Source organism: Exiguobacterium sp. AT1b, from assembly GCF_000023045.1.
Taxonomy (GTDB): Bacteria; Bacillota; Bacilli; order Exiguobacteriales; family Exiguobacteriaceae; genus Exiguobacterium.
In genome coordinates, this window is the sequence record NC_012673.1 from 2,336,570 (window position 1) to 2,350,135 (window position 13,566).

The 13,566-nt window shown below is 48.7% G+C and carries 16 protein-coding genes; 7 read left to right on the top strand and 9 right to left on the bottom strand.

The genetic code is table 11. The annotated features are described in order from the left end of the window. Positions 1–12: 12 nt before the first annotated feature. The gene (locus tag EAT1B_RS12160; RefSeq protein WP_015880863.1) at positions 13–315 is read left to right on the top strand and encodes a hypothetical protein; all 303 of its coding nucleotides are present in this window, start codon (positions 13–15) and stop codon (positions 313–315) included. Between the two features lie 39 nt (positions 316–354). On the opposite strand, the gene EAT1B_RS12165 is transcribed toward EAT1B_RS12160, so the two are convergent. The 3 genes from EAT1B_RS12165 to yfkAB are packed head-to-tail and all read right to left on the bottom strand — an operon-like array spanning position 355 to position 2,894. Further along, positions 355–1,497, bottom strand: coding sequence for an MFS transporter (locus EAT1B_RS12165; RefSeq protein WP_015880864.1), 1,143 nt, complete (start codon positions 1,495–1,497; stop codon positions 355–357). Positions 1,498–1,539: 42 nt separating this feature from the next. Next, the gene (locus EAT1B_RS12170) at positions 1,540–1,734 is read right to left on the bottom strand and encodes a hypothetical protein (RefSeq protein ID WP_015880865.1); all 195 of its coding nucleotides are present in this window, start codon (positions 1,732–1,734) and stop codon (positions 1,540–1,542) included. A 53-nt stretch (positions 1,735–1,787) separates the two neighbouring features. Continuing rightward, positions 1,788–2,894 carry a radical SAM/CxCxxxxC motif protein YfkAB gene (gene yfkAB, locus EAT1B_RS12175; RefSeq protein WP_015880866.1) on the bottom strand — a complete coding sequence of 369 codons (1,107 nt, stop codon included), beginning with the start codon at positions 2,892–2,894 and terminating at the stop codon, positions 1,788–1,790. 85 nt (positions 2,895–2,979) lie between these two features. Between yfkAB and EAT1B_RS12180 the strand changes: the two genes are divergently transcribed. Genes EAT1B_RS12180 through EAT1B_RS12190 form a run of 3 tightly spaced genes read left to right on the top strand, consistent with a single transcriptional unit; the run spans position 2,980 to position 5,062 of the window. Next, complete coding sequence (locus EAT1B_RS12180; protein WP_015880867.1) at positions 2,980–3,189, top strand: hypothetical protein; 210 nt, start codon at positions 2,980–2,982, stop codon at positions 3,187–3,189. Next, the gene (rlmD, locus tag EAT1B_RS12185) at positions 3,186–4,562 is read left to right on the top strand and encodes a 23S rRNA (uracil(1939)-C(5))-methyltransferase RlmD (RefSeq protein WP_015880868.1); all 1,377 of its coding nucleotides are present in this window, start codon (positions 3,186–3,188) and stop codon (positions 4,560–4,562) included. The genes EAT1B_RS12180 and rlmD overlap by 4 nt, the downstream gene beginning before the upstream one ends. A gap of 50 nt (positions 4,563–4,612) precedes the next feature. Then, positions 4,613–5,062: a cytidine deaminase gene (locus EAT1B_RS12190; RefSeq protein ID WP_158303584.1), complete on the top strand. Its 450-nt coding sequence runs from the start codon at positions 4,613–4,615 to the stop codon at positions 5,060–5,062. Between the two features lie 30 nt (positions 5,063–5,092). Here the strand turns inward: EAT1B_RS12190 and EAT1B_RS12195 are convergent, their stop codons facing one another. Next, positions 5,093–5,299, bottom strand: a complete 207-nt coding sequence (locus tag EAT1B_RS12195) for a hypothetical protein (protein ID WP_015880870.1) — start codon at positions 5,297–5,299, stop codon at positions 5,093–5,095. A 117-nt stretch (positions 5,300–5,416) separates the two neighbouring features. On the opposite strand from EAT1B_RS12195, the gene EAT1B_RS12200 reads away from it, so the two are divergent. Then, positions 5,417–5,704 (top strand): hypothetical protein, encoded by a 288-nt coding sequence (locus EAT1B_RS12200; protein ID WP_015880871.1) that lies wholly within the window; start codon positions 5,417–5,419, stop codon positions 5,702–5,704. Between the two features lie 26 nt (positions 5,705–5,730). Here EAT1B_RS12200 and EAT1B_RS12205 read toward each other — a convergent pair whose 3' ends face one another. The 5 genes from EAT1B_RS12205 to EAT1B_RS12225 form a co-directional block, all read right to left on the bottom strand. Further along, positions 5,731–7,122: a cell wall metabolism sensor histidine kinase WalK gene (locus EAT1B_RS12205; protein WP_015880872.1), complete on the bottom strand. Its 1,392-nt coding sequence runs from the start codon at positions 7,120–7,122 to the stop codon at positions 5,731–5,733. After that, complete coding sequence (locus EAT1B_RS12210) at positions 7,119–7,808, bottom strand: response regulator transcription factor (RefSeq protein WP_015880873.1); 690 nt, start codon at positions 7,806–7,808, stop codon at positions 7,119–7,121. Before EAT1B_RS12210 ends, EAT1B_RS12205 begins: the two co-directional genes overlap by 4 nt. A 168-nt stretch (positions 7,809–7,976) precedes the next feature. Next, positions 7,977–8,543 (bottom strand): GNAT family N-acetyltransferase, encoded by a 567-nt coding sequence (locus EAT1B_RS12215; protein ID WP_015880874.1) that lies wholly within the window; start codon positions 8,541–8,543, stop codon positions 7,977–7,979. Between the two features lie 177 nt (positions 8,544–8,720). Then, positions 8,721–9,875 (bottom strand): amidohydrolase, encoded by a 1,155-nt coding sequence (locus tag EAT1B_RS12220; RefSeq protein WP_015880875.1) that lies wholly within the window; start codon positions 9,873–9,875, stop codon positions 8,721–8,723. A 12-nt stretch (positions 9,876–9,887) separates the two neighbouring features. Next, a complete protein-coding gene (locus tag EAT1B_RS12225; RefSeq protein WP_015880876.1) occupies positions 9,888–10,796 on the bottom strand; it encodes a TIGR01777 family oxidoreductase in 909 nt (302 codons plus the stop codon). A gap of 145 nt (positions 10,797–10,941) precedes the next feature. Between EAT1B_RS12225 and recX the strand changes: the two genes are divergently transcribed. Both recX and EAT1B_RS12235 read left to right on the top strand, forming a co-directional pair. Further along, positions 10,942–11,754: a recombination regulator RecX gene (recX, locus tag EAT1B_RS12230; protein WP_015880877.1), complete on the top strand. Its 813-nt coding sequence runs from the start codon at positions 10,942–10,944 to the stop codon at positions 11,752–11,754. A 48-nt stretch (positions 11,755–11,802) separates the two neighbouring features. Then, the gene (locus EAT1B_RS12235) at positions 11,803–13,443 is read left to right on the top strand and encodes an L-lactate permease (RefSeq protein WP_015880878.1); all 1,641 of its coding nucleotides are present in this window, start codon (positions 11,803–11,805) and stop codon (positions 13,441–13,443) included. Positions 13,444–13,566 lie beyond the last annotated feature (123 nt).

Consider the following 13,566-nt stretch of genomic DNA (forward strand, 5'->3'; position numbering starts at 1 on the left):
GGAGGAGAAACAATGACTAGAAATCGAATCGTTCGAAACATTCTCATCTCACGTCAGCCGAAAGATGAGTACGTCAAGTACGTGATGAAGTGCGTGAGTCAAAGTTTAAAAGAACGTCACGGTCCAGTGGCGACCCGCGCCACAAGACAAGGTGATGATATTCAGACGAGATGGCAGTTCGATGACCGTGTCGTAGAAGTGACGCTAAAATCCGATGTACTCGCTTCGCTAGACACTGAACCATTCGCGCTAGATGAAGTGTTCATCCGAGCTTTACAGTTAAACGACGATGAATTGGAACGAGTAGTGGAATAAAACAAAGGCAGATGGTTCATGGGAACCATCTGCCTTTGTTTATAAGTCGATTGGTTTAGCGGTCGACGTGAAGAGTCGTAGCGCTAGAATACCGAGAATGACGGCATACATAAAGAAATAGATCTCTTTCGGTAAAGACAGCCAGAAGGCACCGATCATCGGACCTGAGATCGAGCCGATGCTGAATGAAATACTGTAGAGCATGTTTCCCGTCGGCAGTAACGAACGGGGAAGCACCTCTGTCATATGCGCCAAACCGAGTGAATAAGTCGATCCTAGCCCGGCGCCGGCAAGTGCGAATAGGAAGAGTAGACCGATATAGGAATCGACAACAAGATTCGCCAAGGCGAATACGAGGGTACCAAACGTCAGCACGATTTGTAAGATCCGTTTCTTACCGTACAAGTCTGCGAGACGACCAAGAGGAAGCTGAACGACAATCGACATGACGATGAACGTTGTGATGAGCGTGCTCGTTTCCGTCAAACTCATCCCGTTCCGAGACGTGAAAATGGGGAAATTGGCATTTAAACTCGCTTCGAGAAACCCATATGTAAAAGCAGGGAGCAGCGTGTATCCCGCACCGACAAGAATCAGTCGAATTCGTCCTTTCGAGTCGGTCTTCACTTTTTCGACCTCCGGAAACTCGTTCTCGACTTTAAAGACGAGCATCAATGATGCGAGACAGAAGAAGACGATGATGAGGAACGGTAACCAAAACCATAGGTCGACGAGTGGTGCGATCAATGGACCGATGGCGAAACCGAGACTGAACGACATGCCATAATACGCCATCGCTCGACCGAGACTGCGCTTTTCACTTGCTGAGGTCACCCATACTTGTGACCCGTAGTGTAGTGCCGAGTCACCGAATCCGATGAAGAAGCGCATCATCGCCCAAACGAGTAAGGACGGCCAAATCGGTAAAGCGAAAGTCGCGACAGCCGTCAATACGATACCGAGGACGATGGTCGGTCGAAATCCGTATTTGCGGACGAATCGCTCCAAAAGAGGTGCTGAGACAATCACACCGACGTAAAGCATCGTCGCGTTCAGTCCGTTCACCCAGGCCGGGGCCCCATCCCGTTCAATTAATGTCGATAAGAGTGGGATGAGCGCACCTTGAATCAAACCGGAAATAAACACAATCAATAGTAAAATCATAAAACGAAAACGGAGCATAGATTCACCTCATGAAGTCAAAGTAAAAAGCCGAGAAGGTTCTCAGCTTTTCGTGTCGTCAATCGGTTGTGGAGAGTGATTCAAATGTAGCAATTCATCATCCCAACTGCCTTGACTAAACATTTCATCATGCTCTACTTTGTCTGAAACGAATGCGGCTGTCAATAAGATGCTCAGTACTCCGCCAAAAATAATGATGGCCATCACGGTGATCATGAGGATATAAATCGCAGTCATCTACACGCACCTCGATTCGTTTAATATACAGAACATTTCCCGAATCGAAATATTTAAAACGATGTAGCTTTTCGAGATTGAAAATCGACCGTCGGATAATAGGCTTGTTTGACGAGTGCGTTCGGACCGAGACATTTCACGGCAGGGCAGTGACAAGAGAGTGTAGCGTTCAATTGGCTGTTCGTCCACGTATCATACGCTTCTTGGAATGATGTGTCATAGACGGTGCCAAGGGAACCGAGTTCATCACCGAAATCGGTTACGATAATCTGTCCGTCAAAGATATTCGTGTTGAGACGGGAACGGCCATCCGGGTCGTTTCGAACGGTCACGTTTTTTGTTTCATGAAGTCGCTTCAACAGGGCACGATCTTCAGGTAGGTCAGAACAGGCATAGAATGGCAACGTCCCGAACAACATCCATACGTTCTCGTCACGGACATCGAGTAAGTCATGGATGGCCTGTCGAGTATCAGCGAGCGATGCCGATTCGAGAGCGCTAGCAAAGTCTGCGGGGTACATTGGGTGAACCTCATGTCTTTGGCAACCAAGTGAGACAATTTCTTCATGGATTTCTTTCAAATGAGGAATCGTCCGCTTGTTGATCATCGTCTCCGCGGATACAATGATTCCTTCAGATGTGAGAGCACGTGCGTTGTCTTTCATCGTCTGGAGCATTTTCAATCGGGCCTCTTCACTCGGTTTCCGGTCCATCATCGCGAATCCGCCTTCAAGGAAATCGGCATCGGTGCCCCAGTTATGCGAAATGTGCAAAACGTCCAAGTAAGGGGTAATAAGATGATAGCGAGATAACGGTAGCGTCAAATTCGAGTTGATTTGCGTACGGGCCCCACGTTCTTTCGCATAACGTAACAATGGAACGACATAGTTGCGGACCGATTTCATGGACAGCATCGGTTCACCGCCTGTGATGGAGAAGGCACGCAAATGTTCGATCTCATCCAGTCGTTGAATCAACAGGTCGAGCGGAACTTCTGGTTCTTCCGTTTGGTCGAGCATATAACCGACCGCACAATGTTCGCAGCGCATGTTACACAGCTTTGTTGTAGTGACTTCGACGTTGGATAAGACGAGTCGACCGTGTTCGACTTGGTCGAGATAGGCTTCCCAAGGGTCGAAAGTTGGGGAGATGTTTTGCATGTGGATTCCACCTTTTCATCAAGTTACACGAAATAGTATGCTATAATAGCAACTCTTTGTCACGAACCAAAGGAGCGATTACAAGATGGGTAAATCACGAACAGATACTGCCGGAAAGATGAACGTCCTAAAATCGAGAACGGAATTACTCTGTCTATCAGTGAATACGTTAGACGAGCATACGACACCTGAAGATTTACATCGCCTGTTAGCCGACATTGATTCGTTGCGCGCTAAAGTAGTGCGTTACGCCAAAGACCTAGAACAATCGTCTCGAAAGGATGAATCAGATTGAAATTAATCACAGGAGATTTTAAAGATGTCACGGTCGAACGACTTGGCATTAATGGAGAAGGCATCGCGACGCTCAATCGCATGGTCATCTTCATTCCAAACTTATTGCCGGGAGAACGAGCCAAAGTCGAAATCACGCGTGTGGAAAAAAACTATGCGGAAGCGCGTGTCGTCAAACGAGATAACGACTCGAAAGACCGCGTCAAAGCACCTTGTCCGATTTACGATGAGTGCGGGGGCTGCCAAATCCAACATATGAGTTCACGTCTGCAGATGGAGTATAAGGAAGAAATCGTTCGAAACGCCTTCCGTCAAAAGACAAAACTAAACGTGGACAAATCAGATATCCGTCCAACAATCGGAATGGAAGATCCATGGTATTACCGGAACAAGTCACAATTCCCACTCGGCACGCGTCGCGGTGAGATCGTATCAGGTCTCTACAAGCCGAACTCGAACCATCTCGTGCCGATCGAGCACTGTATGGTCCAACAACGCGACACGACGAACATCAACAATGCGATTGTCCGTATTTTAAACGAACTTGATATTCCCGTCTACGATGCACGCCGTGACACGGGGTACGCGCGTACCATCGTCGTCCGATCGGGGTATAACACGAACGATGTTCAAGTCGTTTTGGTCGTCGGACATGAAGATGTCCCTGATTTAGATGAATTGAGTGACCGCATCATGGAATTGCCGAATGTTGTGTCGTTCCATATCAACATCAATGCAAACCGTTCTGGTGTTATTTTCGGTTATCGGACGGTCCACATCGCTGGTCAGGAGAAAATGGATGAACGACTAGATGACGTCCACTATCATTTATCACCACGCGCATTCTTCCAGTTGAATCCGGCACAGACAGAAAAAATGTACCGTGAAGTGGTCGAGGCCGCAGGATTGACGGGTGAAGAACGTGTGATCGATGCCTATGCGGGAGTCGGGTCAATCGGACTTTGGTTAGCCCCTTACGCGAAAGAAATCCGTGGAATGGAAGTCGTGCCGGAAGCGGTCGAAGATGCCAATGACCATATGCGTGAGAATGGCTATAACCATGTCACGTACGTCGAAGGACGTGCCGAGCATTGGATTCCGCGTTGGGTAAAAGATGGATGGATTCCAGACGTCATCGTAGTCGACCCGCCACGCACAGGGATGGACCATCAATTGATCAATTCCATCATCTCTTCTAAAACGAAGCGAATCGTTTACGTGTCATGTAACCCGCAGACGCTCGCACGTGACGCCGACCAGTTGATGAAAGCAGGATACAAAGTGAATTACGTACAGCCGTACGATATGTTCCCGCAGACGTCTCACGTCGAATCCGTCGTCGTCTTCGAGAAAAAGAAAAAGAAAAAATATTGACGAGTCCGTGAAAAGACTTGTCGCGTAAGCGTTTTCACGCTATAGTTCAGATGTCAGACTTCTTTTCAAAAATAGAAGCGGAGGAACATCCTATGATCTCACAAGAACGCGTACAAGAACTCGTCCATAAAGCGATCGAAGCGCGCAAACGCGCCTATACACCGTATTCAAAGTTTAATGTGGGGGCTGTCGTCATCGATACATCCGGAAACGAAATTACCGGGTGTAACGTGGAGAACGCCTCGTACGGACTATCGATGTGTGCCGAACGCACAGCCATTTTTAAAGCCGTGTCAGAAGGTAGTGACGCGATTGAAACGGTCGTCGTCGTCGGTGACACGGAAGGCCCGATTTCGCCATGTGGTGCATGTCGCCAAGTGATCGCTGAATTCGCTGGCGAAGACTTCACGTTGATTCTTGCGAACTTGAACGGTGATACGAAAGTGATGACGAAAGAAGAGATGTTGCCTTACGGATTTTCACCAAAAGATTTAACATAAACAAGCTGCGGACAAACGTCCGCAGCTTGTTTATTTGTCTTTATATTTCTTTTCACTCACCGAGTCATCTTTCGAGTGACGTTTATTCTTTTCATCCTTCACTCGTTCGTTCAATTCCTCGACAGGAATCGGGTCGACGGTTTGCATGCCGTCCTCGTCAAAAATACTCTCTTTATCCGTGTCTACCGCGTCTGGATTATCAAACGGACGTTTCGAGGTAGGTCGTTTCTTTTCCATTCAATCGCCTCCTTCCATTAGCCATTCCACTCGTAGAAATGTTGTAAACGTTTTCGATAATGGTTTTGAGATTATAAAATGGTGGAATGAAGAGTGCATAGTGAAGGAGGGGTTAGGATGGATCGGAAAGTGTTGATGGGGATTGTCTTAGGTGTTGCCGGTGCGGCGCTCGTTGCACCAAAAGTGGCGGCGCTGCTTTCGCAACGTGAGGAAGAAGATACGTGGCAGAAGATGGATGAGCGGGAAAGTGTCGATGCGGATCAGGATGAGGCGGAGCAAGGGCTCACGCAACTTGATTCAAGTCACCGTGCCGAGTGGCAGGCGAACGGTTTTCCGCAGACACATGCCGAACGTGAACGACTCGAGCAAGAGTCAACCGAACAATATAAAGGGAAAGACATATGAAAAGGCAGCCATCGCGGCTGCCTATTTTACATATCAAATTCATCGTCAGGTAGAAGCGGCAAACCGACAGTGACAGTCGTTCCTTGTCCGACTTCAGAGCTGAAATGAAGGGATCCTTCATGCCGCTCGATAATGTGCTTCGCAATGGCCAAACCGAGACCGGTTCCGCCGTCTTTTCGAGTCCGTGATTTATTGACACGATAGAAGCGTTCCGTTAATTTGTCTAAATCTTCTTTCGGGATGCCTCGACCTTCGTCACGTATTTCTGTGATTGCATATTCGGTTTCGGCAAACGTCTTCACATGAATCGTCTTGCCAGCGTCCGTATATCGGAGCGCGTTGTCGAGAAGATTGCCGATGACTTGCTCGAGTCGGTCATGGTCACCGAGAATGATTAAGTCGAAGTCTAAATCCGATTCGATTGTCACGCCTTTTGCCCGGGCAATCGGTTCAAGCCGATAGAGAACGTCCTCAAGCACTTGCGAGTACACGACCGGTTCTTTCGTCATCGGGTATGAGTCCCGCTCTAGCTGAGCGAGATCGAGTAAGTCCGTGACAAGGCGCTGCAGTCGGTTCGTCTCGTTCTCGATGATGTCGTAATATTGCGCCCTCGTTTTTTCGTCCAACGTTTCATCTTGAAGCATCTCGGTATAACCGCGGATGTAGGAGAGTGGCGTGCGAAGTTCGTGACTGACGTTAGCCAGAAACTCTTTACGCTGCTCTTCAACAAGTCCGAGCGATTCCGCCATCGAGTTGAGCGTGTCTGCGAGTTCACCGATCTCATCGTCGTAGACGATCGGGATGCGGTGGGAGAAATCACCTTGCGCATAGACTTGAGAGGCGCGCTTCATCTGAATGAGCGGTTGGATGATCGTGTCGATGATCTGCTTACCGAATAGGAGCAAGTTCACAATCATGAGAACGAGTAAAAACGTGATCATGAGCCGAATCGGTTGGAACGGTTCACTGATTTTACTGAGCTCCATGTACAGAATGAGCGCATTGTCGAGTTCATCGTCACGGATGAGAGGGAATGCGGTCATCAAAATATCGACGTCCTCGGTCGGATGCTTACGGGTCACCGAGATGGCATATCCGTCCTGCAACCGTTCGAGGTCCTGCTGCCTTAAAAAGGTTTTACCGGAACCGAGTGTGTCCTCTCGAACGGAAGAGAGGAACACTTTCGTTTCGGTCAATTCGTTCGTGTACGTCATACTATCGGCGAACGCGTCCGAGAAACCGTCGGCCTTATAGATGGTGACAAGTTTCTCTCCGCGATTGATGAGCAGTTCTTCTTGCGTTTGGATATAGAACTTGTCGTACAGATAAAACGTCATGATGAGAAACACGAACGCTGAGAAGAGGCTGGCTGTCCAGATGGTAATCCAAATCCGCTTCCTGATCGTGTATCGTTTCATCCGTTTGCCTCAAATTTGTAGCCAATCCCCCAAACGGTCTGGATATAACCGCCCGCCTCGCCGAGTTTCAGGCGCAGCGTCTTAATGTGAGTATCGACCGTGCGAAGGTTCCCGTGGTACTCGGTCCCCCAAATTTGATCGAGCAATTGCTCACGAGAGAATACTTTCTCGTCGTTCGTGATGAACAGGTAGAGCAAATCAAACTCTTTTCGTGTCAAGTTGACGGTCTTCCCTTTCACACTGACGGCACGTCCTTCGATATCAATCGAGAGGATTCCGACATCAAACGTCGCCTCTTGTTCTTTCGAGAAGCTGTGCGTACGACGGAGCGTCGCTTCGATTCGTGCGAGTAATTCGCGTGGGCTAAACGGTTTTGTGATGTAATCGTCTGCCCCGATTTTCAGGCCGTGAATGCGGTCGAGCTCTTCTGAGCGTGCCGTCAACAGGATGATGGGTACGTTTGAGAACTCACGGATGCGCATGCAGGCCGTCAATCCGTCGAGTTCTGGCATCATCACGTCAAGTAAGACGAGATGGAACGTCTCTTCTTTCAAGCGTTCAATCGCTTCAAGGCCGTTTGAGGCGGTGACCGTCTCATACCCTTCTTTTTCTAAATTTGATACAAGCAAATCGCGCATTTGTTCTTCGTCGTCGGTCACGAGGATACGAAACATTGATTCTGACATATGCCATTCTCCTTTGCAAAACGGTTAACGGGAGTTGTGATAAATCCCTCATACTTCTATCATACCTATCTCTTCGAATTAGAACAGATTTATTCGGCTCCGACAAGTTCCCTCCATCAAATCCACACAAAAACGCCACAAAAAAGCCAATTCTTTGACAGAATTGGCTCATGCTTCGAGTTGTGCCTCGTATGGCACTTCGTATTCCGGGACGTGCAGGGCATGCAAGTACAATTGGAAGCTCGACTTGGATACCTCGTATAAAACATACTCCACGTCACCTTGGTTGATCTCCGCGAGCAGTTCAGAGCGGATCTCGTTCGCGCAAAACGCGTACGGGAGCTTCTCTGCTGCCGCAATCGATCGTTCATTCGATTTACGGATTTTTAAAAATACGCTCTCAATATCAAGCTCGAAGAACAGTTCTGAGAAGAACGCCTCTTTCGCCACTTGATTATAACCTTTGCCGTGATACGGCTTGCCAAGCCACGTGCCGAGGAATCCATAGCCGGATTCGACATCGAACAAGCTAATCGTCCCAATCGGGGTGCCATACTCGTTCGTGATGGTACGTGAGATGATATTTCCTTGCTCTTCTAGCTCGATGATTTGCTTCGTGCTAAATAAAAACTCGTCAAAATGGACCGTCTTTTGACGGACATACGGAAAGACATCTGGGTGTTGCATCAGTTCGAACAACTCCGCGCAGTCGGTGAGCTCACGAAATTTGAGCACCTTTACATTCCTCCTCCTATTTCAGACCGCTGAAGAATAGTCGTAACGAAAGCATACTTCTGGCTTCGCTGTTCGAACCGCCTTGGCTGCTTTATGAAGTTACAAGATAATTTTATATAGTATTTTTAAAAAAGCAAGTAAATTATGCGTAAAAACCTTTATGAAAAATAATGAAAATTACTCGACCTCATGATGGGTTTCAGCACGGTCCGTTTTGTACACGACTTCACCGTTCACAATGGTCATAATCGGCTTCGATAAGTAGTCGAGCGGGAAGTGACTCCAAAGCACCAAATCGGCATCTTTTCCGACTTCGAGAGAGCCGATTCGGTCGGCGACACCTAGTGATTCAGCCGGATTGATGGTGATTCCGCGTAACGCGATGTCGACAGGCAGTCCTTCACGTGCTGCAAGTCCGGCGCACAAGTTCAAATATTGGACCGGCGTGTACGGATGGTCGGTCGTGATGGAGACGATCATGCCGTGCTCATGGAGAATGCGATACGTCTCCCACGTCTTGTTCTGAAGCTCGATTTTAGATTTTCGAGTAAACGTCGGTCCGACGGTGACATGTTTCACACCGAGTTCTTGTAATTTTTCAACGACGAGATGACCTTCTGTACAATGCTCGATGCGATAGTCGAGATCAAACTCTTGGGCAAAACGAACGACAGATAAAATGTCGTCGGCGCGGTGTGCATGCACGCGAATCGGCATCTCTCGGTCGAGGGCAAGTTGAATCATCTGGCTGCCGAACGTTCCGATCGTTTTGGTCGACCCGACGGTACGGAACGCTTCACGAAGTAACCCCATAATCCCCATCCGCGTTAAATCACCGGTTTTTCCCATACTATGAATCCGTTTCGGGTTTTCGCCGAGTGCCATCTTCAGTCCTGCATAACGACGGACGATCATGTCGTCAATATAGCGACCGTGTGTTTTGATGACACTGGTCACACCACCGATGACGTTCATACTTCCCGGCATGACCTGAACGGCGGTCACGCCTGCCATCAGCGCTTCTTGAAATCCTTCGTCAAGGGGGTATACCCCGTCGATCGCACGAGCATGAGGCGTCATCGCTTCGACCGTTTCATTGGCGTCGTTTCCGACAGAGCCGGTTCCTTCATCATATAATCCGAGGTGGGTGTGAGCATCGATGAAGCCGGGGAATAAAAAGTTTCCTTCAGCTTCAATGACATGCTCCCCGTCAGTCGGTTCAAGTAAATCGGACATTTCGACGATTTTCCCGTCCCGAACACGGAGGTCTCCGTAAAAGTGGGGGGCAGTGATTGGATAAATATGGGCATTTCGGATTAGTAAGTGACTCACAATTCATTCTCCTTAAGCATCTTGTAGTAGTTGTGTTAGAGCCGGTTCCAATGTTTCATAGCGGAACTCGAAACCGTGTTGAAGTGCCTTCGTCGGAACGACTTTCGCTCCTTCTAGGACGATGACGCTCTTTTCACCGAGGACGAGTTCCATCATTGGGGCAGGTGCCGGAATCCAGTGAGGACGGTGCATCACGTTCGCAATCGTCTTCCCGAACTCGTTCATCGTCACCGGTGTAGGTGCAGTACCGTTGACCGGTCCTTCGATAGAATCGGTATCGATGACATGCACGAACAAGCGGACGAGGTCGTCTAAATGAATCCAAGGAACCCATTGCTCTCCTGAACCAATTTTACCACCGACCCCGAACTGATAGGGGAGTTTCATTAATGGGAAGGCACCGCCATCATTCGATAAGACGACGCCGGTGCGCATCGTCACAAGACGAACGCCTAAATCACGAATGGGTTCTGCTTCCTGTTCCCAGAGGACGCAGACATTCCCGAGGAAATTAGTTCGTGTCGGTAATGGGGTTTCTTCGGAATACGTAATGGAACGATCTTCACCGTATATGCCGATGGCCGAGCCGCTGATGACGACCTGTGGCTTTTGTTTCAACTGTTGAATGATCCGGACGACTTCCTTCGTCCCTTCGATTCGACTTTGAAGGATGGCTTGTTTCTGTTTGTGGGTCCATCGCCCGTCGTTGATTGAGGCGCCGGCCAAATGAATGAACGCATCTGTTCCCTCGAGTTCCTCTTCTGGTTTACTATTCGGTGTCAACCATTCGATAAACGACACACCGCGATGGCGGGGACGTGGATGACGTGTCAACACGACGACTTGATGTCCGGCGTCGGCCAGTGCACGAACGAGTGGTTGACCGATGAGCCCGGTTCCACCGGTGATTGCGATTTTCATGAAATTCCCTCCGATATCATGTGTTGTTTCTAAAATGGGTATAAGTCAGTATATCCAGATGAATACCCTTTCTTCTAACTTATCAAAAATCCTCTACGTTTCTTGAACGTGATATGTTAGAAACATGGAATGGAGGGGAGTCGTTGTGAAAATTGCAAAGTTCACGACCCAGAAGAAGAACCAAGACCGACTGAACGTCTTCATCGAACGGGAAGGGAAAGAGGAGTTCGCGTTCGCTATCGATGTCGATGTGTTCATCAAGTACGGGCTCACAAAAGGGATGGAGCTCGAAGACGATTTTGTGCAAGACGTCCTTGAGGCGGAAGAAACTCAGAAAGCCTATAAGTTAGCCATCAATTATTTATCGTATCGAATGCGTGCCATCTCAGAGGTACGGGACTATCTCGTGAAGAAAGAGTTAAGTGAATCCGCTATCAAACATGCCATCACACGACTGATCGAGCAGCGCTATTTGAACGATGAGGAGTTCGCGAAAGCGTATGTCCAGACGAAATTCAACACAAGTCCAAGTGGGCCGATCAAAATCAAACGCGAGCTCGAACAGCTCCGAATCCCACCGGACGTTGTCGAGTCAGTGCTTTCGACAATCTCACACGAAGATCTCGTCGAGAAGGCTGGAAAGTTCGTGAAAAGGAAACAACTGGAAACGAATCGTCGTTCTGCCACAGAAGTGCAACAAAGAATTCAACAAACCCTGATGCAAAGGGGGTTTACCTTTGATATTATTTCAGAGGCGATTCAAACTTTTTGGGAAGAGGAGGACGAAGATGTCGAGGTTGCGGCATGTCTGAAACAGGCTGAGAAGTTGAGTCGGAAGTTCAGCGGGTACGATGCGTTCGAGCGCAAACAGCGTATGAAGATGCAGCTTCGACGCAAAGGATTTCCGTATGATGTGATTGAACGTACGTTACATCGACTCGCTGAAGAAGAATCGTGATGGGACATCTGTTTACGGTAGGGGAAAACACGAAAAGGTGGGTCTACATTGACGATTTTAGAATGGATTACAGCACTGACACCGATTGTGGCCGTGCTCATCTTATTGGTCATTATGCGTTTACCTGCATCGGTAGCCATGCCCTTGTCACTCGTGACGACGGCAATTTTAGCGTTCTTCGTCTGGCAATTGGATGCGACACGAATTATGGCGGCGACATTACAAGGACTCGTCATCGCCGTCACGACAGTATGGATTGTCTACGGGGCAATCGGAATGATGAATACGATGAAAGAAGGGGGCGGGATGAACGCGATTCGCTCCGGATTCGTCAACATCACACCTGACCCGCGTATTCAAGTTTTGATTGTCGGATGGTTATTCGTTTCATTTATTGAAGGCGCATCTGGATTCGGGACGCCTGCAACGGTTGCGGCACCGCTCTTGATCGCACTCGGATTTCCGCCGATTGCCGCCGTTGTCATTGCATTATCCGCAGACGTGTCGGCTGTGACATTTGGTGCGGTCGGGACACCGGCACTTATCGGGATCGGGAACGGTCTATCTTTAGATGTGAACCAGCCTGAGTCGATTGCCTTCTTGACAGAGGTCGTCTTACAGACGGTGTTGATCGACATGGTAGTCGGTCTATTCATCCCGTTCATTTTAATTTTGATGTTGACGCGTTTCTTCAGTAAGGAAAAGTCGATAAAACCTGCACTCGAGGTATTTCCGATCGCGATTGTGGCGGCGCTGTTGTACAGCGTACCGGCGTACATTTGGACACTCATCCTCGGGTTTGAGTTCGGTGGCATGCTCGGTGGTTTAACCGGTCTCGTCATCCTCGTGGCCATGGCTCGTAAAGGCATTCTCATGCCGAAACGCGTCTGGACGTTTGATGGATATGTGGATGAACTAGAACCATCTACTGAGAAAGTGACGCTCAAATCAACCACGCGTGAATTACCACAGTGGAAGGCGTGGGCACCTTATCTCATTTTGACGATTTTCTTAGTGCTCACCCGTACTGTCCCATTTTTAAACGAACTCTCTCGCAGTGTCCGGATCAATCTCCCGGACATCCTCGGGGTAGAAGGGGTTTCGACGTCTTGGGAACCGTTTTATTCACCAGGTTTTATGTTTATCCTGACGATTATTGCGACATTCTTCTTACACAACATGAGTTGGTCACAAGTGACATCGGTGTTTAAGGCGACGACACTTGGAGTCGTCGGAACGGCCATCACGTTAGCGGCGTCGGTTCCGATGGTTCGTATATTCATCCACTCTGAAAATGGCGGTGCCGGACTCGCTTCGATGCCGGTCGAGCTTGCGACGGCAGCTGCTGACACGTTCGGTGGGGTGTGGCCACTTGTCGCACCGTGGATTGGGGCGCTCGGCGCCTTCGTTTCAGGTTCGGCGACGTTTTCTAACATGATGTTCTCGAGTTTGACGACAAACGTTGCGGACTCGGTCGGACTCGATAACACGCTCGCTTTATCGATGCAGATGGCCGGGGCGAACGCAGGAAACATGATCTGTGTGCTGAACGTCGTAGCGGTCGCTTCCGTTGCGGGACTGCTCGGTAAAGAAGGAACCATCATCCGTTATACGCTCATGCCGATGGTTTACTACGTGACGGCCACAGGGGTCATTGGTCTCATTTTAGGCATGTTTTTCTTAAACTGAATCAAGTTACAATTTTTTTACAGAATAATGTTGACAATTTTCAGAACAGTCTGCTAAGGTTTGAGTAGATTTTAAAACTATGAAACGAGAGGAGCCAGAATGATGAACAACATTGCACTCACA

Coding starts and splice junctions, on each gene's coding strand:
- EAT1B_RS12160 (WP_015880863.1), top strand. CDS start 13: ATGACTAGAAATCGAATCGTTCGAAACATTCTCATCTCACGTCAGCCG.
- EAT1B_RS12165 (WP_015880864.1), bottom strand. CDS start 1,497: ATGCTCCGTTTTCGTTTTATGATTTTACTATTGATTGTGTTTATTTCC.
- EAT1B_RS12170 (WP_015880865.1), bottom strand. CDS start 1,734: ATGACTGCGATTTATATCCTCATGATCACCGTGATGGCCATCATTATT.
- yfkAB (WP_015880866.1), bottom strand. CDS start 2,894: ATGCAAAACATCTCCCCAACTTTCGACCCTTGGGAAGCCTATCTCGAC.
- EAT1B_RS12180 (WP_015880867.1), top strand. CDS start 2,980: ATGGGTAAATCACGAACAGATACTGCCGGAAAGATGAACGTCCTAAAA.
- EAT1B_RS12190 (WP_158303584.1), top strand. CDS start 4,613: ATGTCAGACTTCTTTTCAAAAATAGAAGCGGAGGAACATCCTATGATC.
- EAT1B_RS12195 (WP_015880870.1), bottom strand. CDS start 5,299: ATGGAAAAGAAACGACCTACCTCGAAACGTCCGTTTGATAATCCAGAC.
- EAT1B_RS12200 (WP_015880871.1), top strand. CDS start 5,417: ATGGATCGGAAAGTGTTGATGGGGATTGTCTTAGGTGTTGCCGGTGCG.
- EAT1B_RS12205 (WP_015880872.1), bottom strand. CDS start 7,122: ATGAAACGATACACGATCAGGAAGCGGATTTGGATTACCATCTGGACA.
- EAT1B_RS12210 (WP_015880873.1), bottom strand. CDS start 7,808: ATGTCAGAATCAATGTTTCGTATCCTCGTGACCGACGACGAAGAACAA.
- EAT1B_RS12225 (WP_015880876.1), bottom strand. CDS start 10,796: ATGAAAATCGCAATCACCGGTGGAACCGGGCTCATCGGTCAACCACTC.